The 26,151-nt window shown below is 41.8% G+C and carries 22 protein-coding genes; 13 read left to right on the top strand and 9 right to left on the bottom strand.

Annotation, left to right across the window (positions count from 1 at the left end; translation table 11 throughout):
• On the bottom strand, positions 1 to 933 hold the full coding sequence (locus Q3A68_RS15945) for a glycoside hydrolase family 43 protein (protein WP_302902107.1): 933 nt from the start codon (positions 931 to 933) through the stop codon (positions 1 to 3).
• Here Q3A68_RS15945 and Q3A68_RS15940 point away from each other — a divergent pair.
• Both Q3A68_RS15940 and Q3A68_RS15935 read left to right on the top strand, forming a co-directional pair.
• Positions 932 to 1,846 (top strand): SDR family oxidoreductase, encoded by a 915-nt coding sequence (locus Q3A68_RS15940; protein WP_302902106.1) that lies wholly within the window; start codon positions 932 to 934, stop codon positions 1,844 to 1,846. The two genes, Q3A68_RS15945 and Q3A68_RS15940, sit on opposite strands and share 2 nt — an antisense overlap.
• A 27-nt stretch (positions 1,847 to 1,873) precedes the next feature.
• Positions 1,874 to 3,211 (top strand): FAD-binding protein, encoded by a 1,338-nt coding sequence (locus tag Q3A68_RS15935; protein ID WP_302902105.1) that lies wholly within the window; start codon positions 1,874 to 1,876, stop codon positions 3,209 to 3,211.
• A gap of 8 nt (positions 3,212 to 3,219) precedes the next feature.
• Here Q3A68_RS15935 and Q3A68_RS15930 read toward each other — a convergent pair whose 3' ends face one another.
• Positions 3,220 to 5,631: an ABC transporter permease gene (locus Q3A68_RS15930; RefSeq protein WP_302902104.1), complete on the bottom strand. Its 2,412-nt coding sequence runs from the start codon at positions 5,629 to 5,631 to the stop codon at positions 3,220 to 3,222.
• A 281-nt stretch (positions 5,632 to 5,912) separates the two neighbouring features.
• Here Q3A68_RS15930 and Q3A68_RS15925 point away from each other — a divergent pair, with 281 nt between their 5' ends.
• The 3 genes from Q3A68_RS15925 to Q3A68_RS15915 all read left to right on the top strand — a co-directional run bounded on the left by Q3A68_RS15925 (position 5,913) and on the right by Q3A68_RS15915 (position 8,929).
• The gene (locus tag Q3A68_RS15925) at positions 5,913 to 6,785 is read left to right on the top strand and encodes a PfkB family carbohydrate kinase (RefSeq protein ID WP_302902103.1); all 873 of its coding nucleotides are present in this window, start codon (positions 5,913 to 5,915) and stop codon (positions 6,783 to 6,785) included.
• Between the two features lie 80 nt (positions 6,786 to 6,865).
• The gene (locus Q3A68_RS15920) at positions 6,866 to 7,510 is read left to right on the top strand and encodes a DUF6992 family protein (RefSeq protein WP_302902102.1); all 645 of its coding nucleotides are present in this window, start codon (positions 6,866 to 6,868) and stop codon (positions 7,508 to 7,510) included.
• A gap of 75 nt (positions 7,511 to 7,585) precedes the next feature.
• A complete protein-coding gene (locus Q3A68_RS15915) occupies positions 7,586 to 8,929 on the top strand; it encodes a polysaccharide deacetylase family protein (RefSeq protein ID WP_302902101.1) in 1,344 nt (447 codons plus the stop codon).
• A 59-nt stretch (positions 8,930 to 8,988) separates the two neighbouring features.
• Here Q3A68_RS15915 and Q3A68_RS15910 read toward each other — a convergent pair whose 3' ends face one another.
• Entirely contained in the window at positions 8,989 to 11,604 is a 2,616-nt protein-coding gene (locus Q3A68_RS15910; protein WP_302902100.1) for a M1 family metallopeptidase, read from the bottom strand.
• Positions 11,605 to 11,750: 146 nt separating this feature from the next.
• Between Q3A68_RS15910 and Q3A68_RS15905 the strand changes: the two genes are divergently transcribed.
• The 6 genes from Q3A68_RS15905 (at position 11,751) to rseP (ending at position 18,585) form a co-directional block, all read left to right on the top strand.
• Positions 11,751 to 12,701 (top strand): glycosyltransferase family 2 protein, encoded by a 951-nt coding sequence (locus Q3A68_RS15905; RefSeq protein ID WP_302902099.1) that lies wholly within the window; start codon positions 11,751 to 11,753, stop codon positions 12,699 to 12,701.
• A gap of 140 nt (positions 12,702 to 12,841) precedes the next feature.
• The gene (locus tag Q3A68_RS15900) at positions 12,842 to 13,810 is read left to right on the top strand and encodes a glycosyltransferase family 2 protein (protein ID WP_302902098.1); all 969 of its coding nucleotides are present in this window, start codon (positions 12,842 to 12,844) and stop codon (positions 13,808 to 13,810) included.
• 139 nt (positions 13,811 to 13,949) lie between these two features.
• Complete coding sequence (locus Q3A68_RS15895; RefSeq protein ID WP_302902097.1) at positions 13,950 to 14,546, top strand: hypothetical protein; 597 nt, start codon at positions 13,950 to 13,952, stop codon at positions 14,544 to 14,546.
• Between the two features lie 3 nt (positions 14,547 to 14,549).
• On the top strand, positions 14,550 to 16,049 hold the full coding sequence (locus Q3A68_RS15890; RefSeq protein WP_302902096.1) for a GH3 auxin-responsive promoter family protein: 1,500 nt from the start codon (positions 14,550 to 14,552) through the stop codon (positions 16,047 to 16,049).
• A gap of 17 nt (positions 16,050 to 16,066) precedes the next feature.
• On the top strand, positions 16,067 to 17,248 hold the full coding sequence (locus Q3A68_RS15885) for a 1-deoxy-D-xylulose-5-phosphate reductoisomerase (RefSeq protein ID WP_302902095.1): 1,182 nt from the start codon (positions 16,067 to 16,069) through the stop codon (positions 17,246 to 17,248).
• Between the two features lie 11 nt (positions 17,249 to 17,259).
• Complete coding sequence (gene rseP, locus Q3A68_RS15880) at positions 17,260 to 18,585, top strand: RIP metalloprotease RseP (protein ID WP_302902094.1); 1,326 nt, start codon at positions 17,260 to 17,262, stop codon at positions 18,583 to 18,585.
• 70 nt (positions 18,586 to 18,655) lie between these two features.
• Here rseP and Q3A68_RS15875 read toward each other — a convergent pair whose 3' ends face one another.
• The 5 genes from Q3A68_RS15875 to Q3A68_RS15855 form a co-directional block, all read right to left on the bottom strand.
• Entirely contained in the window at positions 18,656 to 19,198 is a 543-nt protein-coding gene (locus Q3A68_RS15875) for a DUF4199 domain-containing protein (RefSeq protein ID WP_302902093.1), read from the bottom strand.
• Between the two features lie 83 nt (positions 19,199 to 19,281).
• A complete protein-coding gene (locus Q3A68_RS15870) occupies positions 19,282 to 19,848 on the bottom strand; it encodes a DUF4199 domain-containing protein (protein WP_302902092.1) in 567 nt (188 codons plus the stop codon).
• A complete protein-coding gene (locus tag Q3A68_RS15865) occupies positions 19,848 to 20,516 on the bottom strand; it encodes a hypothetical protein (RefSeq protein ID WP_302902091.1) in 669 nt (222 codons plus the stop codon). The genes Q3A68_RS15870 and Q3A68_RS15865 overlap by 1 nt, the downstream gene beginning before the upstream one ends.
• Before the next feature lie 3 nt (positions 20,517 to 20,519).
• Positions 20,520 to 21,785 (bottom strand): dihydroorotase, encoded by a 1,266-nt coding sequence (locus tag Q3A68_RS15860; protein ID WP_302902090.1) that lies wholly within the window; start codon positions 21,783 to 21,785, stop codon positions 20,520 to 20,522.
• 32 nt (positions 21,786 to 21,817) lie between these two features.
• On the bottom strand, positions 21,818 to 23,869 hold the full coding sequence (locus Q3A68_RS15855) for a BatA domain-containing protein (RefSeq protein ID WP_302902089.1): 2,052 nt from the start codon (positions 23,867 to 23,869) through the stop codon (positions 21,818 to 21,820).
• Between the two features lie 118 nt (positions 23,870 to 23,987).
• Here Q3A68_RS15855 and Q3A68_RS15850 point away from each other — a divergent pair, with 118 nt between their 5' ends.
• Both Q3A68_RS15850 and Q3A68_RS15845 read left to right on the top strand, forming a co-directional pair.
• Complete coding sequence (locus Q3A68_RS15850; protein WP_302902088.1) at positions 23,988 to 24,590, top strand: CDP-alcohol phosphatidyltransferase family protein; 603 nt, start codon at positions 23,988 to 23,990, stop codon at positions 24,588 to 24,590.
• 44 nt (positions 24,591 to 24,634) lie between these two features.
• On the top strand, positions 24,635 to 25,354 hold the full coding sequence (locus Q3A68_RS15845; RefSeq protein ID WP_302902087.1) for a DUF72 domain-containing protein: 720 nt from the start codon (positions 24,635 to 24,637) through the stop codon (positions 25,352 to 25,354).
• Here Q3A68_RS15845 and Q3A68_RS15840 read toward each other — a convergent pair.
• A complete protein-coding gene (locus Q3A68_RS15840; protein ID WP_302902086.1) occupies positions 25,343 to 26,146 on the bottom strand; it encodes a hypothetical protein in 804 nt (267 codons plus the stop codon). The two genes, Q3A68_RS15845 and Q3A68_RS15840, sit on opposite strands and share 12 nt — an antisense overlap.
• Between the last annotated feature and the right edge of the window lie 5 nt (positions 26,147 to 26,151).

Genomic DNA, 26,151 nt, shown 5'->3' with positions numbered 1-26,151 from the left:
CTATTTGGTCATTTTTACTGGGAGGATATGTCCTTCCCTGTCAAAAAATAGTTCATCAACACATACTACACGATGATTTGCGCTTGTTTCACCAAGCGGGCGACGGTGATAGACAATATAATATTTATCATCGCTAACAGAATGAATAACCGAATGGTGACCCGCCCCTGTCGCAACATTAGGATCTTGCTGTAATACCGTCGCAAGACGCTTGAAGGGCCCCAGCGGCGATTTCGACATCGCATAAGCCACCTTATAATCCGGTCCGCCCCAGCCCCCTTCCGACCACATAAAATAATAATAGCCATTGCGATACATCATATATGGCCCTTCTACATAACCTTCCGGCGTGATCTCCTTATATAATGTCCCATCAGGGAAAGGGGTAATTCCGCTGAAGTCGTCCTTTAATTTTACAATATTGCAATGCCCCCAGCCTCCATAATACATGTAATAGCTTCCGTCTTTGTCCTTAAACACGTACTGATCAATGGGCTGGGCGCCATTTACAATTTCATTGATAAGCGGCTTACCCAACAGATCTTTATAAGGGCCTTCCGGTTTGGCGGCAACCGCTACACCTATTCCTCCTATCTCGCCTTTGTGCACATCATTAGCACCAAAAAAGAAATAATATTTGCCTCCCTTTTCCAATACAGCCGGCGCCCACATGGCACGTTTGGCCCATTTAACAGCTGATGTATCTAAGATATCATGGCGCTTTTCCCAGTGAACCAGGTCTTTTGACGAAAATCCGTCGAAGAACACCTGCTTATTATATTCGGCTGAATAGGTGGGGAAAATCCAGTAAACATCGCCGTATTTGATTCCTTCCGGGTCGGCGTACCAGCCATCAACCACCGGGTTTTTCTGGGCGAAAACATTTAAAGTAGTTAAAAGAACCAAACCTACTATAGCTAAAAAATATTTCATGGATAACATCGGATTATTAATTGCGAAAAATAGGAAAAAACGCATTAGGTTTACCGGCAATCAGTTTATTGTTACAAAGAGAATGATCGTTAGCATTTTAGGTTGTGGTTGGTATGGCAAAGCATTAGCGAAAGAACTGTTGCAAAAGGGCATCGTTGTCAAGGGCTCGGCGACTTCAGCAGAAAAGTTGGAGACATTGAAAGCCATCGGCATCACGCCTTTTATTGTTCAAATAAATGCCGATCAAATAAATTATGACGCTGACTTCTTTAAATCCGATGTTTTGGTTATCAGCATACCGCCAGGATTAAAAAAAGGTGAAGGCTCTGCCTATCTGCCCAAAATCAAGCACATCATTCAGGTTATTTTGGATAACAATATTCAGAAAGTGATCTACATCAACTCAACTGGAGTTTATGGCGACCATAATAAAACGGTAACTGAAAATGATGCACCCAACGCTGATACTGAATCAGGTAAGATCTTATTTGAAGCTGAAAACCTCTTTCGGAGCGAAAATATCTTCAAAACTACTATTATTCGATTTGCAGGTCTGGTTGGACCGGGCCGTCATCCTGGTCGTTTCTTTGCCGCTAAAAAGGATATTCCAAATGGGCTGGCTCCTGTCAATATGATCCACTTGGACGATTGTGTCGGAATCAGTTCTGCAATTATTGAGGAGGATGTTTTTGGCTATTTATTTAATGCATGCTTACCGGATCACCCTACCAAAGAAGATTTTTATAATGATGCTGCCCTAAAAGGCGGCTACGAAGTACCCCAATTTATTCATGAGTTAAAAACCTGGAAAATTATTGAGAGCATCGCCCTAAAACCGATCTTAAATTATACCTTCAAAATAAAAAACTGGAAAGAGGGTTCATTCGACGCTCTTCCACAATCGTCAAATTAATATTACCTTGTAATAACCAATTTGACCATGAAAAGAAAGACTTTTATCCAACTAAGCACGACCTTAATGGCTACTCCCCTTTTATCACCGCTCGAAAGCTGGGCCGCACAGCCCCGTTTACACAACTGGGCCGGAAATCTTACTTACAGTACGGATAATGTTCAATATCCAAAATCTATTACTGAAGTACAGCAATTGGTAAAAAAACTGCCCAAACTACGGGCATTAGGCACAAGACATTGTTTCAACACGATTGCCGATAGCAAAGATGACCTGATTTCTACACGCGATTTAAATAGAGTAATTTCACTTGATGCTAAAAACCATACTGTTACCGTTGAAGGTGGCATCAAATATGGCGAATTGGCTCCCTACCTGCATCAGCATGGCTACGCTTTGCACAATCTGGCCTCGCTACCCCATATCTCGGTTGCCGGATCCATCACTACCGCTACACATGGCTCAGGCATTAAAAATGGCAATCTTTCATCAGTAGTTACGGGGCTTGAAATTGTTATAGCAGACGGTAGCATCGTGCATTTATCAAAAACTGTTGATCCTGAAAAACTGAATGCAGCTGTGGTTGGTTTGGGGGCTCTGGGCATCATCACCAAAATAACGCTACAAATCGAGCCCACTTACAATGTGCGCCAACGGGTATTTTTAAAATTGCCCATATCGCAATTGAAGGCTCATTTCGAGGAGATCATGTCATCCGGGTACAGTGTAAGTTTGTTTACCGATTGGCAGAGCGATAGTATCAACGAGGTTTGGATAAAAAGCCGGATGGAAGAAAAAGATCATAATCAACCTGAGTTTTATGGCGCTAAAGCAGCGACAAAAAACCTGCATCCTATCATTGACCATCCGGCCGAAAGTTGTACTGACCAGATGGGTGTGCCCGGACCATGGCACGAGCGTCTACCACATTTTAAGATGGGCTTTACACCAAGCAGCGGTAAAGAGCTGCAGTCTGAATATTTCGTACCACTAAAACATGCAGTTGAGGCAATTGAAGCTGTATCAAAATTGGGCAGACAGATTGGTCCACACTTGTTCATCACCGAGATACGCACCATCGCTCCTGATAATTTATGGATGAGTCCTTGTCATAATCAAACTTCAGTCACTATTCATTTTACATGGAAACAGGATACTGAAGCTGTAATGAAACTGCTCCCGCTTATCGAAAAAGAATTATCTGCTTTTACCCCTCGTCCACATTGGGGTAAAATATTTACGATGGCGCCAAAAGTGCTGGAATCACGCTATGAGAAACTGGCTGATTTTAAAAAATTAGTTGCTGAATACGATCCGAAAGCCAAATTCAGAAATGGCTTTCTGGATCATAATATTTATGGTTAATCGTTAATTTATTCAGTTCTTAAGCTCTTTACAGGGTTAGCCAGCGCTGCCTTTATAGAGCGGAAGCTCAACGTTACCAATGCAATCAACAATGCACTTATAGTTGCCAGACCAAATATCCACCATTGGATGCTTACGTGGTAAGCAAAGCTTTGTAACCATTTGCTAACGCTCCAATAAGACAATGGAAATGCGATCAAACAGGCGATCAATACCAGGCGCAGGAAATCGGTTGACAACATACGTATGATTTGCCCCACACTGGCGCCAAGTACTTTTCTGATACCAATTTCTTTCACCCGTTGTTCTGCAGAGTAAGTCACCAGGCCAAATAAGCCAAGGCAAGCTACAATTACAGTTAACAAAGAAAAGATATCCAACAACACGGCTGTCTTTTGCTCAGCGGCATAGGTTCTGTTATAAAGATCGTCCAGGAAAGCATAGGTGAACGGCTCGCCTGTATTGAAAGAATCCCATTGCTTTTTCATAGCAGCCAGCACGCCCGCAACATCTTTTGTATTGATCTTAAACATCACCCCGCCTTCGGGTTGAAGGGTTAAAAACATTGGCGAAATACCCTCATGCAATGACCTGTAATTAAAATCCTTTACCACGCCTATTACATGAAATCTGGAATCTTTTCCTTTATTACTGTTATTCTGCACAACGTATTGCCCGATAACGTTATTATTAGTAAAACCGAGTGCCTTTACAGCTGCCTGGTTCAGGATCATAGCAAATGAGTCTGTTTTTATAGAAGGCGAAAAATTACGGCCAATAGCCATCTTGATGCCTAGCGTTGGGATATATTGCTCGTCTACATAAAAATTTACACTCTTCATGGCAACGTTACCATGCCCGGCCGGATAGATCATTGCATTATTATTGTTGGTTGGACCGGCAGGTTTATACCACGACAGGCTGCCGCTCACCACGCGCGGATCATTTAACATCAGGTCCTTAAACAACTTTTCATTTCTGCCAAGAAAATAAGAATTAGGGATAGTTACGACCTGTTCTTTATTATAGCCAAGATCTTTGTTTTGGATATACCGCATTTGCTGGTATACCACTATCGTCCCTACTATAAGCGACACGGAAATAAAAAACTGGAACACAACCAACCCGCTGCGCAGACTGAAACTTTTATTAACGGTGGACATTTTTCCTTTTAAAACCGAGATCGGGTTGAATGATGACAAGTAGAAAGCAGGGTAAATGCCTGCTGCAACTACTACAATGACGCCAAGAGCCAGCAAGGCAGCTATCAGTTTAAAATTAAAATCAAACGTCAGCGTTTTGCCGGAAATCTGGTTAAACACAGGCAGAAATATAATGATCAGTGCAAAAGCTATTGCCAGTGCGGCAAACACCAGCAGTGCTGATTCCATTAAAAACTGTGCTATCAATTGCGAACGATCAGAACCTATAACCTTGCGTACACCGATTTCTTTGGCTCGTTTAGATGCGCTGGCAGTCGCCATATTGACAAAATTTATACAGGCTATCAGCAACATAAAAATGCCGATAACACCAAAAATATATACATAACTGGCGTTTCCTGCTGGTTCAAGCTCATTGGTGGCCAGGGGATGCAGGTGGATAGCCGTGAGGGGCTGCACTATAAAACCAAGTTGATTGCCTTTGGTGCGGAACTGATCTAGGGTTAGTCCCATTTCCTGCTTTATCTGCGGGCCCATGTATTTTTCTACCATCTGTGGAAGCTTGGCCTGCAGTGCCATTTGGTTGGCACCAGGTCGGAAAAGTAAATAAGTAAAGAATGCTCCCTGCATCCAGGAGGAAGACTCTGCTGGCTTAAAGCTTAGCATCGTTCCCAGGATATCAAAATGAAAGTGCGAGTTGTCTGGTATCTTATCAAACACTCCTGTCACTTTGTACAAGTCTGTATTGTTGTTAAAGCCCAGCGTTTTGCCGATTGGATTTTCATTACCAAAATACTTTTCGGCGGTGGCTTTAGAAATAACGATCGTTCCCGGCTTTGACAATGCCGAGTTCATATCACCTTCGGTCAACGGTAATGTAAAAACTGAAAAAAAGTTAGGGTCTACCAGCGCGACTGCATCATTCTTGTAAGTCCTTGTACCATAAGTGACCTTTTGGCCTCCTATATTAACTAGGCGGGTCGCATCTTCTACTTCAGGGAAATCACTTTTAACGGCCTGTGCAACAGGCGCCATTACAGACGCTTCGTGGATCTGTCCCCCATTCATGACTGCCTTGAACTCGATGCGTGCCATGCGGTCGGCATTTTTGTTGTACTTATCATAGCTTAGTTCATGCTGAACAAACATCAGAATGATAAAGCATACAGATATACCCAACGATAATCCAATGATATTGATCATCGAGAAAGTTTTATTCTTTACCATGTTGCGCCAGGCAATTTTCAGATAGCTCATTATCATAACACCGTGATTTATGGATTAAAAAATACAGTCATACTGTTTTATACAAGGTACTAGACAAATCAATTGCCAATAATTTAAATTTTTGAATATCAAATACTTAAAATTATTTCGCCAAATTGCAATCGTTCGCTTTTGATACAACACCGTTCGCTTACGCTACTACCGAACAGTTGGTTAATATAAAAACATTATCCCCTAACCTTTTATAGCATTTGGGCAAATAATTGCGGTATTTGAGCAAATTGCTATCTTGCTCACTTTTAAATCTTCTTATGTACGATATCTGCTGTGTAGGCCACCTTACATCCGATAAAATTGTTACGCCGAAAACGACCATCTACATGGCCGGAGGCACTGCATTTTACTTTTCCTATGCTGTGTGCAACCTGGATGTGAAGTATCTTTTAATGACCGCCCTTGCAGAAGACGAGATGCAATACGTAGACCGGCTCCGGGGTAAAGGACTTGAAATAAAAGTGCAGCCGAGTACACACACTGTCTTTTTTGAAAATATTTATGGCGATAACCCGGATATCCGCACACAAAATGTTTTAGCTAAAGCCGATCCGTTTGCTATTGAACCATTACAAGATATAGAGGCGCAAATATTCCATTTGGGACCACTGCTCGCTGATGACATGTCAACAGAGTTTATCAAGGAAATATCTAAAAAAGGCAAAGTTTCATTGGATGCACAAGGTTATCTTCGCAAAGTTGAAAACCAAAAAGTGCTGGCTGTGGATTGGTCCGATAAAACAGAGGCTTTGCAGTATGTAGACATTTTGAAGGTCGATGAGGCCGAAATGACCGTTTTAACAGGATATAAAGCAGTAAGCGACGGTGCTAAGTTGTTGGCCGACTGGGGGGTAAAAGAAGTTGTGATTACGAATGGCAGCATGGGCTCTACGATTTATTTCGAAGACACTTTTTACAGTATTCCCGCATACAGACCACAAGTAATAGTTGACGCGACCGGCTGCGGCGATACTTATATGGGTGGCTATTTATATCAGCGCGTAAAGGGCAAAGACATACAGGAATCTGGCGAATTTGCAGCAGCAATAGCGAGCCTGAAAATGGAATCTCCCGGGCCGTTTAAGGGGACAGAGCAGGATGTAATTCACCGTTTATCAAAACCCTTTTGAACTAAGTACCGTTTAACCTCAAACCATTAACTCTTATTTATTATTTTTACTTAATTTTAAAAAGAACGGACAAAACTCCGATGAAAAAAACCTTTGTCATAATTCTTATCCTGTTTTGCACTTCTGCCTTTGCGCAGGACTCGCTAAAATATTATAACAACCTGCGTATTAATACCACTTCATCAGGAATGAAGGTATTAGGTGTCTGGGGTGCAGTTAATTTGGGTACAGGAGCTATATGGGGTTGGAATAATAAGGGCACAACTACATATACGAATTTAGGTGGTACTCAGGTTACTTCTTCTAAGGGAGTCAGTCGCGAAGGGCAATATTTCTTTCAGATGAACACCATCTGGGGCGCTGTTGATTTCGGTACCGCTTTATTAGGCTATGCCAGCGTTCAAAAATACAGGAAGAAAAATCTGACCGCTGCAGAAACGCTGGAACAGCAAAAGAAACTTGAAAAAATATTTCTAATCAATGGCGCACTTGATATTGCTTATTTGGGCACAGGTACCTATCTGAAACTCGTAGGCGATTCGCGTCATTCTCCGATTATGCGGGGCTATGGAGAGTCTATTTTGATGCAAGGTGGCTTTCTGTTAATATTCGACGGATTCATGTACCATGCTGAAAAACATAACGGCACTAAACTGAGAAACTTTCTTGAAAAGCACCCTATTTCATTTGATGGTCACCGCATAGGTACCGTCATTACAATGTGATTTTATCTGTTACTTGTTATAAGTAACAATTGTGTGCAATATTTTATGCATACCTGCTGATGGTTATATTTGAGTATGCATTTTCTCAAACCAATAAACCCGAAATGCCTGTTTCTTGCTCCAATCTTTAGCTGCCAGGCGTTATTTTGTTTTTCTCAGCAATTTGTAATTGGCGCTACATCCGTTACGGAATGGCAGTATGGTAAAAATGGTGCTGTCTCTATCACCTATGATGATGCGTCAAGGAACCAATTTTTGAAGGCACTGCCTGTTATGGAAAAAATAAAAATGCCGGCGACTTTCTTTGTTATTACCGGCCCCATTAGCGGTTCAAAATATCGTGGCAAATTTGTGGGCAGACCGGTTGCTGAGATCATCAAAGAATCTGCTACTACCCCGACAAATGACCAGAATTTTTTAGAGCGATGCTCAGCCGCGGGTTATCTGGGCTATAAAGGCACTATAAGCTATCACACAAAAGCAGGTAGCATGTATGATTCGGGTAAAAAAGATAAGGCCTTTAAATTGATAGATTCTTTGTACACAAAGGTTCGCCATGATGATTTCAAATCCGGTTATGAGCCTTGCCCTGAGTATAAGGAAGCCGTGGGCTCTACATGGGAAGATTTTAAGAAAGATGCAGCAGAAGGTTATGAAATCGCCAGCCACTCTATTACCCACGCTACTATGCCCGGTCTGGACGAGGCCAACATCAAATACGAATTGGAAAAAAGTAAAGAAGAGATATTAACTCATCTTGGCCCCAAATACACTTTCTCGTGCGAGGTGCCTTATGGTTACGAAAACGACCGGGTAATGCAGATCGCCTATAAAATTTATCCGGCATTGCGGAACCGTATGCCCGAATCATGGCTAAAAGAGATCGATCGTGCCAGCAACGTAACACCGGGACCAAATAACAAAGATTACGTACAATGGCAACGTGGCGGCACCACTAAAACACCTTTGTCATTAATGAAATCGTGGGTCGATACTACGGCAGCCAGGAAAGACACCTGGCTGGTACTGGTATTTCACGGTATCGATGGCATGGGTTATGAAGCCCTTTCAAGCACGATGCTGGATGAATATTTCCATTATATCAGAAGCAAAGAAGATAACCTTTGGGTTGCCACGTTCGGTGATGTGACCCGTTACATGCGTGAGCGTGAATCCTCAAAAGTGACTGCGAATAATAAGGGCGGGAAGATAAGCGTGTCTCTTGATCATTCACTGGAAAAAAGCATGTATTATTTGCCTTTAACCCTTAAAACTTATGTTCCTTCAGGCTGGAAAAATGTGAAAGTCACACAAGGTAAGCACACGCATCAGCTGCAAGTTAAAAAGGATGAAAAAGGTAGTTATGTACTTTATCAGGCTGAACCCAATAGCATTTCTATCATGCTTTCAAAAGCTTAAGAATTCTGAATTTTGAGAAGGATATAAATAATCTCAAAATTCAGAATCTATTTGTAAAGCTATTCGTCTTTAAAAGTATCGTCAGCTATTCCACTATTTACGTTAACATCTTTAACTTTAAACACTATTGGCTGACCAACAACTGTTGTTTTTTCGGTATAAGGTATTTTAACACCATTTACGTCATGGTAATCCGACCAGTCATATATAGTACTTCCGCCAGAGATATCGATATACTGTCTTACTTTCAAACCTGTCTGCGCGTCATAATAGTATCTCATTTTAACGCCATCAGGTTGAGTAACATATAGCAAGTACGCCAACTCACCGTTTACTACCTGCAATCTTGGATCTAACTGAACTGTATACCCTTTTTTGGCAAAAGAAAGTTCAGGGAAGAAATGAGTACGTGCTCTCAGGTATTTTTTGCTGAGTGTATCCAGTGGAACTTTATTGTTCATTTGTCTCAGCTGAACGCTGTCGCCATTAACCACAATACGATTTACCACAAGGCCGTTATAGGATGGCGCCACCATATCAAGATAAACTTTGCCAGACGATTTATAGCGGCCTACTTTCTTAATCGGAACACCCTGGATATCACCTTCGGATGTTATAGTCAGGTCGTCAACGCCTTTTACCTTACTTTCTCCGCCAATGGCATCAAAATACTTATTTACAACCGTAGTTGCTGTAACGCCTGGTTCAACCAATACGCTGCTGAATGAATTATTATCAGGATCGATATCCGGCAGTTTATGCTCAGGGTCAATAATTGCATAAAGCACTTTTGAGGTTGATTTATACAGGAATGTCCACGTACCACCACGCTCCCATATTTCGGCAGGCAATTTTATAGTGCCCGTTTTACCGTTTTCTTCCTTAACAAATAGGGTAACAGGCAAGGCCATTTCTTCCAGGTTCTCAAGCGTGATCAGCGAGCCTTTTTCAGGATTTTTATCTGCATATTCAATACTTTTTACAGCCTGATCCAACTTCCAGGTTGTCGTAAACCATTCTTTCCAGAACCAACCCAGGTCCTCGCCTGCTGCATTGTCCATCGTATGGAAAAAGTCCCACGGACTTGGGTGCTTAAAGGCCCAGCGTTTGATGTAAGTGCGGAACGCATAATCAAAACGCTCCTTGCCTAAAATCTGCTCACGCAGAATGGTTAAACCCAACGCTGGCTTATCATAGGCTGCATAACCCAGGTAATCGGCTTGAATCACATCAGGTATATTCATTATCGCGTCAGCATCCTGCGGGAACATACCGGCTGCACCTTTTTCCTCGTCACGCGGTTCATAATATTCTCCGTTATTGAATACTTTGGTATCCACCTGGTTAATAAAGGTATTAAAGCCTTCATCCATCCAGGCATATTTACGTTCGTTCGATCCTACGATCATCGGGAACCAGTTGTGGCCAAACTCGTGGTTAGTAACCTCCCATAAGGCACCACCCTTGTTATTCGATCCGCAGAAAACTATGCCGGGATATTCCATACCGCCTACGTTACAGGAAACGTTAGTGGCAACCGGGTAGGTGTACTCAAACCATTCATTCGAGTAAAGCTCTATGCAACCTTTTACGTATTCAGTTGAACGTCCCCAGGCTTCATTTCCTGCGCTTTCTACTGGGTAAACGGACTGGGCTAATACCTTTTTACCGCTCGGCAAATTGATACGTGCCGCATCCCATATAAAGGCCCTCGAAGCGGCCCACGACACATCACGTGAGTTTTTGCAGAGGAAGTGCCAGGTCAGATTAGCTTTTTTAGGATAAAAATCTTTATTACCTATCTCGGTTGAATCTTTTATCGAAACTGTTTTATCGCTGCCCTTAGCCTTTGACAATCTGCTGATGATTTTAGGCGTAAAGACTTCGTTAGGGTTAACTAATTCACCGGAACCTACGACAACCAGGTCAGACGGAGCAGTTACTGTAAAATCAAAATCGCCATATTCAAGATAAAACTCGCCTGCTCCCATATATGGAATCACATTCCAGCCGGTGATATCATCATAAACCTCCATCCTCGGATACCATTGGGCAATGGCATATATCCAGCCATTTTTGCTTTTCATGCGTCCCATACGGTCCGTACCATACTGCGGAATATCGAAAGCATATTCGATCTTAATCTTGATCTGCCCCCCGTTGCCACCTAATGAATTTTTAAGCTTGACTTGCAAACGAGTGTCTGTAACAATATAGTCGGTCTTTTCTTCTTTGCCATCTTTACCAATGATCGTAATTGATTTGATCTCATCCCCATTGGTAAATTCTTTTATACCATTTCGTCCACCGTCTACTGTGCTGGTAGCGGCCCCACGCGAATCAGCCTTATATATGTTCTGATCCACCTGCAGCCAAAGGAATGGCAATGGGCCGGGACTGTTGTTGGTATAAGTAATAATATCGGTACCGCTTACACGGTGTTTAGCAGTATCAAGGGTAACATTCAGTTTGTAATCTGCACGGTTTTGCCAATATTTCGATCCGGGTGCACCGTTTTGCGCGCGCTCATCACCGTTCTTTGGCGGATAGAACAGCGGATCAAATACTTTGTGCTGATCGTACTTAGTTGGAGGAGTGTCTTCGGTGGTTTGTGCCTTTACCTGGCCTGCAATACCCAGCGCTAATAGGGTAATAATAACTTTCGTGAGTCTCATGGTTATAGATAAAGCATGCAAGATATTAAAAAATCAGAGCAATTTTCTACGGCTTTTTACGTATCAAAACGGTAGCGGTTTTTTTGTATTTTTGCACTCGTTTGGAAAATCTTGATTCAACATACATCCAATCGCATGCCCGATCAATGGATATATCAGTAGTAGTACCTCTGTTTAATGAAGTAGAATCGTTACCGGAACTCACATCGTGGATAAGCCGTGTAATGCTTGAAAACCGTTTCACTTACGAAATTATCCTTGTTGATGACGGAAGTCATGACGGATCGTGGGATATGATTCTTAAGCTGCAGCAGAGTAACCCATTTATCCGGGGTATAAAATTCAGGCGTAACTATGGTAAATCGGCTGCCCTGAATGTTGGCTTCGCGGCAACAAAGGGCCGTGTAGTAATTACCATGGACGCCGATCTGCAGGATAGTCCCGATGAAATACCACAGTTGTACCGCCGTATTACCGAAGACAATTACGATCTGATATCCGGCTGGAAAGCCAAACGCTACGATCCGATAACAAAGACGATTCCGACTAAATTATTCAATGCTGCTACCCGACGCATGTCGGGTATAAAAAATCTGCACGATTTTAATTGTGGTTTGAAAGCTTATCGCAGTGCAGTGGTCAAAAATATTGAAGTATATGGCGAGATGCACCGTTATATTCCGGTAATAGCCAAGTGGGCTGGTTTTACAAAAATAGGCGAACAAATTGTAGAACACCGCGCACGCAAATACGGCAAGACCAAATTCGGTATGAGCCGCTTTGTAAATGGCTTTTTGGACTTGCTGTCGATATTTTTTGTTGGGAAATTCGGTAAGCGCCCTATGCACTTTTTTGGCAGTTTTGGTGTTTTGAGCTTCTTTACCGGTCTTATCATCGCTATATGGATGATCTGTGAAAAGCTTTATTCCATAGCACACAACCAGCATTACCGCGATATAACCACGCAACCTTTATTTTATATTGCGCTTGTTGCTATCATAGTGGGCTCACAAATGTTTTTAACTGGCTTTGTTGCCGAGTTGGTATCGCGCAGCTCTCATGACCGTAATCATTACCAGGTAGAGGAAACTATTTAATGAGATTTGAGATGTTAGATTTGAGATATGAGACTTTAAAATCTTTGGAAAGTTTCTCGTTCAGTTTAATGACTCTTAATTTATTTCTGAGTTCTTTGTCTCACATCCCAAATCTCACGTCTCACATCTAAAAAGAAAGAATGCTTTTTTCCATCATTATCCCCTTATACAATCGTCCACAGGAAATAAAAGAATTGCTGGAGTCGCTTACGCTGCAGACTTACAAGGATTTTGAAGTGCTGGTCTTGGAGGATGGTTCGGTAAATGATGCGGCTGACATCGTTAAGTCTTTTGAGGATAAACTGAACGTTCGCTACTACGTAAAAAAGAACGAAGGCCAGGGCTTTACCCGCAACTATGGATTTGAGCGCGCCAAAGGCGATTATTTTATTATTTTCGATTCGGACTGCCTGATACCTGCTGACTATCTGCAAATAGTAAACGATTACCTGAAAACCAACTGGCTGGATGCCTATGGCGGACCCGATGATGCCCATCCATCTTTTACACCGGTACAAAAGGCAATTAGCTATTCCATGACCTCCCCTTTTACAACTGGTGGCATTCGCGGCAATAAGAAGGCCATTGGGCAGTTTCATCCGCGCAGTTTTAACATGGGTGTTTCCCGCAAGGTTTGGGAAACCGTAGGTGGGTTTATTATCACCCGCTCCGGCGAAGATATTGAATACAGCATCCGCATCCATTCAGCCGGATTTAAGATAGGCTTGATACCTAACGCCAAGGTTTATCATAAGCGCCGTACCGACTTCCTCCAGTTCTACAAACAGCTGCATTTTTTTGGCCGTGCACGCATTAATGTGTACAAATTCTTCCCGTCTGAACTAAAGGCTGTACACTTTTTTCCGGCCATTTTTACGTTCGGAATTTTCTTTACTCTGATAGCCAATATTTTGCAATGGCCCATAGCTGAATTGTGTAACTTTGCATACGCTCTATTCGTTTTGTTGATATTTTTCCACTCGTGGTGGAGAAACAAGTCGGTAAAAGTTGCACTTTTGAGCATTGTTGCCGCCTTTACTCAATTAATCGCCTACGGGTTTGGATTTATGCAGGATTTTTGGAAGCGCGTCGTATTAAAAATATCGTAAGCCGACTATGTATCACCCTTTTTCCGTTTTAGATATTCTTAAAACTTCGTGGTATTTGTTTAAAAGGAACTTTATCACCATAATCGTTTTTTCAGTTGTATCTTTTATCCTGCTGTCTTTACTAGGTATAATCATTGAAATGATTATAGCACCTGAAGCCTTTGCGGGGACGATGGTGGTGTCGTTCATGCTCATACTTACACAAGCTTATACTACCTTGGGATTGTATAAACTGATCTTCACTCTTATCGATAGCGAGTACTACGAATTTGAATTTAAACAAGTCTTACCCGGGTTTAAAATGATAATAAGTTATTTGGCAGTAGCATTTATTCTGGCATTTATCATTACCAATTTTGCTGTTTTGGTTGATTATCTTGAAAAATATCCAATAGTTGATAACATAATCAAAGCTGCTGGCGTTATCGCAGCCCTTTACTTTTTTTTAAGGATCATGTTCTTCAATACCTTTATTGTAGACGACCATTCAGGCCCAATTGAATCTATGAAGCAAAGTTTCAGGCTAACTAAAGGTTATTTACTTAAGGTACTGGTTATACTGGGTATTATATTATTATGTATTGGCGTTCCGGCTAAGATATCACAATATTACCCGCTCGTCTCTATTTTGATCATGTTCACCTACCCATTTGTAAATATTATATTGGCAGTAACTTATCGTAAATTGGTTTACAGTCACCAGGATGTGGATGACAATCTAAACGAAACGAATTGAGTGATGGGATTAAAGGCCGCATTGAGCAAAGTATTCGCTGCCTGGGTGAATAAGGATTTGGATAAGATCCGGCAAAACTCTGTCACGCTTCAGCAAAAAACCTTTCAACATTTAATTTCAAGCGCAAAAAACACGGCCTTCGGGAAAGATCATCATTTTGATACTATTAGTTCTTACGAAGATTTTAAAAAGCAGGTCCCGATCCGTGATTATGAAGACCTACGGCCTTATATCGATCAGGTAACGCACGGCGACCCCGACATTCTTTGGCCGGGCAAACCTGAGTACCTGGCAAAAACATCGGGCACCACGTCCGGTATAAAATACATTCCAATTTCCAAGGAAAGCATGCCGGAGCACATTAAAGCTGCCCGCAATGCGCTGTTGAGCTATATTCACGAAACTGGTAAAGCTGATTTTGTTGATGGCAAAATGATATTCCTGCAAGGAAGTCCGGTATTGAGTAAAAAGGCTGGCATCTCGGTAGGGAGATTATCGGGCATTGTGGCAAACCTGGTACCTAAATATTTACAAAAGAACCGTTTGCCAAGCTACACCGTAAATTGTATAGACGACTGGGAGCAAAAGGTGGATGCCATTGTAGAAGAAACGCTTCATGCCGATATGCGGCTGATATCGGGCATACCGCCCTGGTGCCAAATGTATTTCGACCGGCTGGCGGCAAAAACAGGCGGGAAGAAAGTAAAGGATATCTTCCCAAACTTCAAACTTTTTGTATATGGCGGGGTAAATTTTGAACCCTACCGCGCACGAATTGAAGAAAGTATTGGTTTCAAGATCGATTCAATCGAAACCTACCCTGCCTCTGAAGGCTTTATTGCCTTCCAGGATTCGCAAAAAGAGAAAGGTTTGCTGCTGCTAACCGACTCAGGAATGTTCTATGAATTCGTTCCGGCAGAGGAATTTTTCAATGAAAATCCTACCCGGTTAAGTCTGCAGGATGTGGAGCTGGATAAAAATTATGCCCTGTTACTGAGCACTACTGCCGGCCTATGGGGGTATAGTATTGGCGATACGATAAAATTTGTATCGAAAAATCCGTACCGGATTGTCGTAACCGGACGCATCAAGCACTATATCTCTGCCTTTGGCGAGCATGTCATTGGCCAAGAAGTAGAGCATGCATTGATGAGTGTGGCTAATGAAGAAGGCGTGGATATTGTGGAATTTACCGTTGCACCACAAGTCAATCCAAACAAAGGTGAACTGCCTTATCATGAATGGTTCATCGAGTTCGGCAGAAAGCCAACTGATATGAAAGGCTTTGCGTTAAAAGTAGATAAGGCGTTGCAAAAGAAAAATATTTATTATTTTGACCTGATTGAAGGTAACATTTTACAACCTTTGATCATCCAAAGCCTCGCCAAAGATGCATTTATTAATTACATGCGCTCGCAGGGCAAATTGGGTGGACAGAATAAGGTACCGCGATTATCCAATGACAGGAAAATCGCGGACGAGTTGGGGAAGTATATTGTTTAATAGAAGGAATACCGAAGTTGAATAAAAAGAATATAGCAATATTAGGCTCTACAGGGAGTATCGGGACGCAAGCCTTGCAGGTAATTGCCGAAAATCCGGAGTTGTTCAATGCCTATGTGCTGACTGCCCAAAATAACGCTGAACTACTAATACAACAGGCTCTGAAATTCAGACCTGCTTATGCTATTATCTGCAATGAGAAATATTATGACCGCGTAAAAGAAGCTCTTGCCTCAACTGGAGTAAATGTATTGCCGGGTATCGATGCCATTAAGGATATTGTTACCGATCCGGCAATCGATATGGTGCTTACGGCGATGGTTGGCTTTGCGGGACTGGAACCTACCATTAATGCCATTAAAGCAGGGAAAGACATTGCGCTGGCTAACAAGGAGACTTTAGTCGTTGCAGGTGAATTAATCACTGATCTTGCTAAACAACATAATATCAATATTCTTCCTGTTGATTCGGAGCACTCCGCCATTTTTCAATGTTTGGTTGGTGAAGAAAATCATTCGATTGAAAAGATTGTCCTTACTGCCTCTGGCGGACCGTTCAGAGGAAAAAGTTTGGAATTCCTGGCAGGTGTAACGCGCGAAGATGCGTTAAAACATCCAAACTGGGTAATGGGTGCTAAGATCACCGTCGATTCGGCGTCGTTGATGAATAAAGGCCTGGAAGTGATTGAAGCAAAATGGCTATTTGATCTGAGTATTGAGCAGATAGAAGTTGTAGTTCATCCGCAGTCTATCATTCATTCGATGGTGCAGTTCAAGGATGGTTCTATCAAAGCGCAAATGGGCTTGCCGGATATGAAGCTGCCGATACAATACGCACTCACTTATCCCGGCAGGATTGAAAACAATTTCAAGCGGTTTGACTTTATTAATTACCCCAATCTTACTTTTGAGAAACCTGACATAAAGACATTTCGTAATCTTGCATTCGCGTTTGAGGCTTTAAAACAGGGCGGAAATATGCCATGCATCATCAATGCGGCTAATGAAATTGCAGTGGCAGGCTTTTTGAACAATGGCCTTGGCTTTTTGGCGATGAGCGACGTGATTGAAGAGTGCATGCTAAAGGTTGGCTATTATGCCCAGCCCACGCTGGATGATTATTTGAATACGGATAAAGAAACACGCATTTTTGCACAAAATTTAATTAAACAAATTCCGTTAAGGACATTTACAAATTGATATAAAAAAGGATGAGTATTGTGATCATGGTGGGCCAGTTATTGCTGGGCCTTTCGATTCTGGTAATATTGCATGAGTTTGGCCACTTTATAGCGGCGCGTGCGTTTGGTATTAAAGTGGAGAAATTCTACCTGTTTTTTGATGCATGGGGTATAAGCCTGTTCAAATTCAATTATAAAGGTGTTGAATATGGTATCGGCTGGCTACCTCTGGGTGGCTATGTAAAAATTGCAGGTATGATCGACGAATCGATGGATACTGAGCAAATGGCCGGTCCGCCGCAGCCCTGGGAATTTCGCTCAAAACCGGCCTGGCAGCGTCTGATCGTGATGCTTGGCGGTATTACGGTAAATATCTTACTAGGTATTCTGATATTCTGGGTAATTACGTTGAAGTATGGCGAGACCCAAACGCCAAATGATAACCTGAAATATGGTATTGCACCAGGCATTGTTGGTAAAAAGATAGGTTTACAAGCGGGTGATAAGATCGTTTCAGTAAATGGAAAACACATAGAATACTTCGATGAACTGGTAAGTTCAAAAGTATTACTTGGTAACAGCGTATTAACTGTTGAGCGCGGCGGTAAAGAAGTTTTGATCACCGTACCAGGCACTATCCTGAATGACCTTTCTGATTACGGCATTGCCGAATTTGTAAAACCAAGGGTAAAATTTGCCATTGATGGTATATCACCCAATAGCGGTGCTCAAAAAGCAGGCTTGGCTAAGAGAGACAGTATTTTAGCTATCAATGGACAGAAGACTGCATTTTTTGATGAGGTGCAAACAGCGTTGCAGAATAATAAGAACAAACAGGTAGAACTAACTATTTGGCATAATAACGTGACACGCCAGCAACCGGCGCAGATAACAAAAGAGGGCACGCTGGGATTCATTCCTAACCCAACTTTACCGGCGGAAACCACAATTCATTTTGGTTTCTTTGGTTCGCTTCCTGTTGGCGCATCAAAAGCATGGGGCACTTTCACTGATCAGTCTAAAGCGCTGAGCAAGATATTTACAGGACAAGTGAAGGCACGTAAAGCCATTTCAAGCCCTATCGGTATCGCGGTAATGTTTGGTAGCCATGTAGATTGGCTGCGTTTCTGGAACCTGGTAGGCCTATTGTCGATGGTGTTGGCATTGATGAACTTACTGCCTATTCCGGCATTAGACGGCGGTCATGCCCTGTTCCTGTTGATTGAGATGATTAAAGGTAAGCCGCTTAGCGATAAATTCCTCGAAAGGGCGCAGATTGTAGGCTTTGTTCTGCTGATCTGCCTGATGGTATTCGCCTTCGGAAATGATATTGTAAAACAGATCGTGAAAAAATAGATCTGTCTTCTATAGAAGCAAAGCGCGCCCTGATTATTCAACCAGGGCGCGCTTTTTAATTTATACCGAATTACATAGTTGAAGAATCCGGCGTGCTATAAATTGATGGCTCCTTTTTAAAGATCGCTGCGCCTATCAGTCCAACTATTACGCCAAGTATAGCATATAGGAACACTGTTACGATTGCGCCCAAAATGGGCCCATATTTTTTAGCGATATCCATTGCATGGTCAATCTGGTCACTTGACATTTTGCCCGAATCGACCATAGCCTGTCTTTGTTGGTCTATTGCTTGCGCGAATATCTCAGGACTTAATATCGAAAGGTAAATGTAAACGAATACCGCTGTTAATACTCCTGCGAATATGCCGTACAGCAAACCTGTAACAAACGCGTCGCCAAATTTAATGTATCCGCCCAGTTTATCTCTATGTTCTTTTTGTGCTAAGAGCAAGAAAACGATAAGGAATACATACGTAACATACTTTACCGGTGAGTTAACACTAAGTTTTGCTATTTCGGATGCGTACGTAATTACGATCGCCACTAAGACGTAAATCAAAGACCATTTAATAGCAATTTTTGCTGAGCTTGGTGCTGCTGTTTGTTCCATTGTGATTGTTTTTAGAGTTCGATAATTTACTCTAATATAGTAATTAGACATTATCAAAATGGACCTGGTACAAGATTGAGGAATTATATATAAACTAATTCCCTTCTAAACCCTGCGGCAAATGCTAACGAAATAATGAATATAAAAATAATTGCCATTAAGAATCCGATTATGGCTTCTGAAATAGAAACATTTTTTTGAACGGTAGGATAATTTTCGTCAATTTTCTTTTGTCGTTCATTAAACTTGGCAACATTACCATCTTCTTTAAGTAATCGTTGACTTGCATTTGTGAACGCAGTATGAGTATTTATTACGGTATTTTTATCTATGACCTTTTCAAACAATAAATCTCTACCTACAAATTGAATAACGTAGGCAACCATAAACATTATAAAAATTCCTGCTGTAGCTTGTCTTACACTCCAATATCCGCCAATTTTTTTCCGCAGATTGTAACAAAACAAAATCGCTAAACCTACTCTAAAGAGCCATTGAATGTAGTCCCCCCCCACAGCAATCATAAAAAAAGATTCCGTAAATTTCGTTTTGTAGTAGTATAAAGAAATGCCTAAAATCAATAAGATTACTCCCAAAATGACTCCATAAATAATACCATTCCTTCTAATTACTGAATTTATCTTTTCCATTAATTAAAACTGATCAATATTTCCAGCACCGCCATATCAGAATCTTTCTCGATAGCGTTGGCCGCAATTTTTTCTTTTTCATACTCCCCTGCTGCCACTCCATGGAAGAAGCACATCAGCGGATAAAATATCTCTTTGATCTCTGAATCACCCGGCAAGGCTTTGGCTACACGGCTAATTTCCGACACCGGGCTCTCCATCAATATCTGGTTTTCTATCACCGGCTCGTAAATACGGTATTCGTCCTGAAACTCGTCTTCATCAACCAACAAAAACTCTTTCAGGTAATCACTCAATTCCGGCTCGATATCTTCGTCTTCACATTCGTTCAGATAAAGTAGCAGATTCAGCAATTCCGTCCCTCTGTCTAAGGTTTCCTCTTCTATCTCCTCCCACTCGGGTGATTCCAGGTAATCATCTTCCAGTTTTTTTACATCGGCGCTGAAGAAATTTACCATCAGCAGATCAAAAAACACTTCGCGAAGCGATTCGATATTCGGATTGTCGTCAAAAACTTCATCCAGCATATCTGCCTTACCTAAAAAGTCTTCGTCAGATGCAAATACACTTTTAAACTTTGTAATCAATGGCGCTGCATCGATATTGTTGTAATGCGAAAAAGCGGTCAAAGCAGCTTTTAAAGCTGACTCTATTTTGGGATCGATCATGGCTTAAGATTTAAATTGCTTATTGTTGTTATAGGTTAACAAAACTGAGCCCTTAAGTTTTTTCCCGATGAAAGGAGAATTATAAGATTTCGACTTATTATTCGATTTATCGTATGTCCATTCCGCATCTTTGTCCAGCACTACCAGGTTTGCTTTTTGTCCTTCAGCTATCACAGGCACTTCCACATTCAATATTTTTCGCGGATTGATGGCCATTTTCTCAATGATGGCATCAACGCTTAAACCAGCCTCCAATGCAGTTGCAAAGGCTGTCTGTAAACTAATCATACCAAATTCGGCCATTTCAAATTCTACGTTTTTGAATTCTACTTCGTGTGGCGTGTGTTGAGAGACGATAGCATCGATGGTTCCATCCTTTAATCCCTTTAATAAAGCGTTTACGTCTTTGTGCGTACGCAGCGGAGGCTTTACTTTATACTGGCTGTCAAAGCCCATTAAAGCCTCGTCAGTCAGTAGTAAATGGTGAACTGCCACATCGCAGGTTACCTGCAAGCCTTTCTTTTTCGCTTCCCGGATCAGGTCGACAGAGCGTTCAGTTGATATGGTGCTAAAATGTATTCTCGACTCCGTGTATTCAGCAAGGTAAAGATCGCGCGCTACCATCAGCTCTTCAGCCAGCGCTGGGATGCCCTTCATGCCCAGCAAGGTGCTTACCTCGCCTTCATGCACTTTTGCTTTTCCAGCAATGGCCGTATCTTCCGGATAGGACAGCACGAGCGCATTAAAGCCCTTGGTATACAAAAGCGCACGTTCCATCAGGCCAGCGTCCTGTACAGGACGGTTTCCATCGGTAAATGCCTTTGCACCGCTTTGGTACATATCATACATCTCTGCTAAGTCTTTACCTTCTCTCTTATAGGATATAGCGCCCAATGGATAAAAATCAACCAGGTTGTTTTTTGCCCGGTTCATCAAGTACTCGATCTCCGCTTTTGAATGAACCGGCGGCTGTGTGTTTGGCATTAAAGCCACACCAGTGAAGCCTCCAGCAGCAGCTGCCTGGGTTCCGGTATGCAAATCTTCCTTTGTTTCCAGGCCAAGTTCGCCGATATTACAGTTCAGATCAAAAAAGCCGGGGGCCAGGTATTTGCCTTTGGCTTCAAAGCTTTCGAAATCAGAAGTAAAATCAGAAGTAATAGTAGGGGCAATTTTGGCAATGTGTCCTTTTTCGATCAATACATCAACAATTTGCTGGTTAAAGGGCGAACCCGGGTCAGTAATAGTTGCAGATTTGATAAGCAAATTCATTAGCGCTGCTTTAAGAATGGAATATTTTCGACTTACGGCAAGCTTGAAAGCCGCTGTTTTTCAGGCTTATAGAACCTGATGAGCAATATTTCGGCTGCCAGAAAAATCAATGCCAAAATTATACAAAGTTTCCATAATTGAAGGCCAAAATTTAAATCGGATACTTCGCCTTTTATTGAGCCCTGTCCGGGCTGCCAAACATTCCCGGCTTGCGGGAATATTTGTTTCAATGGACCCGCATCCAGATAACTCATATCCGACTCCTTTCGGTTGTCATTGAAGGCCAGAACGGCTAGTGTACTGTCCTGTTTTTTCAATTCATAATTGCCCGTTTCCTGCAATTGATCAGAGACATAAAGCAGAGTGCTTCCCTCCTGCTGCCTCACGTCGGGAATAATGCTTTGATCACCTTTCACCAGTTTCAGTATTTGTTTTTCACTACTTTGAATTGGCGGTACTTCTATGCTTTCATCCTCTCCAAGCGTGTAAAATAAAGGTTGATCATGTCCGCTCAACAATGCAACACGAAACAACACGGGTACCAGCAAAGCATGGCGCTGCAGGTTGCTGAAGTCGTCATTTAAAGCAACAGCTGATACATAAACTTTGCCTTTGCCACTATTATATTCTGTCCAGAATGGCTGTTTACCGGGCAATTCCATCAGGCTTTCGCCTTTAGCAGAAGCTAAACCCAGTTGATAATATTTTTTTACAGTAGGCAGATCAGGGTTTTCAGGATAGGATTCGAAAATATTCTTGAAGACCGGATTTTGCAGATTGATTGCAGAAACCTTTGTATCTGCTGTAACCAGTTTATCTAAATAAGCAGCACCCATGGATTGCAAAAAGGTTTTATAATTCGCCAGATCAGCATCTGCAGAGGGGAAAAAAAGCAGCGTACCACCTTTGGAAACGTATGTGCGCACCTGTTGTGCTAAACCTGTCGAGATGGTCTTCACATCACTTAAAACGATCAACGGATAGGTACTTAATCCCGCATAGTCGACATTCCCATCGTCAGCTTGTTTTGCCGCAAAGAATGGATCGGTGTCAAATACAGTCTTCAGGAAAGGGTTGGGTGTTTCGCCATAGATCAATAGAACAGGCAATTGCTGCTGTACATTAAAGGTGAAATAAAATTGATTATCAAATGTCACCGGGTTATCCTGCAGCTGTATTTCAGCACGCTGCCAGCCACTTTTCAAGCCTGAGAAGGATAGCGTATCGTTTTGTACCGATCTTGGGTTGATGGTAAAACTGCCCAGCGCTTTTTGTTCTTTGTTGATTAACAACTTCAGGGGCATCCGCTCGGCCTTCTCCCCGGCATAATTATGCAGACGAACTACCAGTTTTTCGCTTTCATTTGGGCGATGAACGGCAGTCAATAACCAAACTGAATCTACCGCGACATTGGGCAATTCGCTGGCTTTTAGTTGGACCAGATTAAAATGTATTCCCCCATCCGTTTTCACGGCCTTACCATCGGTCATATTCTTCTGGAAGTCAGATATTATGTATGCGGACCGGATAGCACCCTGTTGTGTATTCAATAAGCTTTGTTGCCGGCTAACTATTTGCTGTAAGCCACGACTTTGGGGACTGATCTTTACGGCATCAACTGCATCATTAAACTCATCACGGCTTAATAAGCGTTGGTGCTTACCTTCAAAGTCCTGCGTAAGTAATTGAAAACGATCGTTAATACTATAAGCCGAAGCGATCTCCTTTGCACGGCGTTTGGCTTCGTCCAGCAATGTTCCCTCTTTATTTAGGGTTTGCATGGAGTAAGAGTTATCTATAAAAATACTTACTACCTGTTGCTTACCGGCATTGGTAGCATTTTTACCAGGAATATACGGACGGGCAAAGGCGAATATCAAAAATAATAAAGCCAATAACCGGGCTGCGAGGATTAGCCGTTCTTTCAGGTTTCTGCGCGAGGCCTGCTGCTCCTGGATCTCCTTTAAAAACTGCACATTGCTGAAATACACCTTTTGATACCTGCGAAAATTAAAAAGATGGATAATAACAGGGATAGCCAGCGATATTAATGCAAACAGAAAAGCAGGATATAGAAAATGCATTACAAATGTGCGAATGTGCTGATTACAAATGTGCAAATTTATGCGCAAATGTGCGATCTTGCGGATTAACCATTTAATACTTTATTTAGCAATCTAATTTATTAAACCTTGTCGCATAATGAAACGACTTCCCATTTTGCTCATCTATTCAAGAATTGTTCTTGGTGCCATCATTATTGGATTGAGCCTACTGCAGCCTTCTTTCTTCAGGGCTATTATTATAACGCTGATAGCATTGGGTTTAATATCGGATATTTTTGATGGGATAATTGCACGTCGGTTAGGTATATCAACTGCCAAAATGAGAAGGATGGATTCGACCGTCGACCAATTCTTTTGGCTTGCAGTTGTGACATCGTGCTGTATTATCGCCCCTGATTTTTTTAAAAGCAACCTGACGCCAATAATTATCCTGATTGGTCTAGAAGCAGTTTGTTATATTATAAGTTTTGTAAAGTTCCGAAAAGAAGTTGCTACCCACGCCATTTCATCAAAGATATGGACACTTACGCTTTTGGCGACATTGATACAGCTCATTGCGGTAAGTCATTCGGCGATATTATTCAACGTTTGTCTTTACCTGGGAATAATTACCCGGCTTGAGATCATCAGCATATTTCTAATCATCAAAAGCTGGACAAACGATGTACCCTCAGTCTACCATGCTGTGCTGATAAGGAAAGGGAAAACCATTAAAAGGCATAAGTTATTTAACGGTTAAAACAATCGGCAGCTTGTGTAACTTATTTACCATATGGCGTAAATATGAAATGGCACATCGGTTGTTCGGGTTTTCATTATAAAGATTGGCGGGGTAAGTTTTATCCTGAAAAGCTGGCGCAGAAAAACTGGTTCGATTATTACACTCAATTTTTTGATACTGTAGAGCTGAATGTTACCTTCTATCGTTTTCCGCAATTATCATTTCTTGAAAGCTGGTATCAGAAATGTCCGGAACACTTCAGCTTTTCTGTAAAAGCACCAAAAGCGATTACACATTACAAACAATTTCATGATTCAGCCCGAATGATCACTGATTTTTACGAAACTATCAATAATGGTCTGAAGGAAAAACTCGGACCTATATTGTTTCAGTTGCCACCACGTTTGGGTTATGATGAAGAACGTTTAGAGCGCATCATGAACAACCTGAATCCATCGTTTAATAATATAGTTGAGTTTCGTCATGAAACGTGGTGGAGAGAAGATGTTTATAAGGCACTAACTGAACGAAATATTACATTCTGCGGAATGAGTCACCCAGCCTTACCTGATGATGTAATAATAAACACATCAACAGTCTATTACCGTTTTCATGGGGTGCCCACCCTTTATCGCTCACGCTACTCAAAAGAATTTCTTCAAAAAGTAGTTAATGCAGTCAAAAGCAACAATCAGGTTAAAACAGGCTGGTTCTATTTCAATAACGATTATGATGCAGTTGGTGTGAGAAACGCCGAAGAAATGACCACATTAATTGTTTGAGTCGTCACTCTCCTCTTGCTTCTTATGATGCTTTTTCTTCTTTTTACTTTTCTTTTCAGTAGTATGCTTTTTCGTTTTCTTTTTAGAAGTAGTCTCTTTCTTTTCAGATTTTGAAGAAGACTTTGCCGGAGCAGCCGACGCGGTTGATTTGGTAGTGGTCGTTTTATTATCAGTCGAGTCGGTGCTGAGTTGTTTTACGGTGAGGTTATTTCCACGCAGGCCGTATTCCAATATACGTTTTTGGCCGGTTGATTTAGCGTCCTTGCCGTTTCCGTCAAAGATCGGGAACTCACGCATAAACTTACCTTCTTTGATGTAAAAATTATCGTCACCATGATAGCCTTTGCGCTGTGAACTGGTTAGCTTAGGGAACTCCAGTTTATTGGCTCTGCTATTGTTAAACTCAAAGGCATAAATAGTGGCGTAGTTGGTAGTATCCTTAGCTTTAGCTTGTATCAGTATTTCCGGATTGCCATCCAGGTCCATATCTGAGTTATATACATCAACAATAGAACCATCCAGATCACCGGTGGTGGTTGTATATTTCTTGCCTGATGAATCCGAATGCAGTATCAGAAAAGCGCCCTGGGTTGTCGATCCTCTGCCCCAGCTTAGCACGTCGTAATCTTCACCGGGCGAAACTTCGATCAGTTTATGAAAGCGAAACGGATCAGCAAAATCCACCTTCTTTGCCGGAGCTGCGGGTGTTGCCACTTTCTGTTCCTGCTGGTTACAAGCTGATGCGACTATAAGGCATCCGATTAACGCGAATAAATAAAACCTGTATTTCATCCCAA

It is taken from the genome of Mucilaginibacter tolerans (assembly GCF_030519375.1).
GTDB lineage: Bacteria > Bacteroidota > Bacteroidia > Sphingobacteriales > Sphingobacteriaceae > Mucilaginibacter.
The sequence above is the reverse complement of the archived record's forward strand: the minus strand, read 5'-3'. Positions and strand labels throughout refer to the sequence as shown.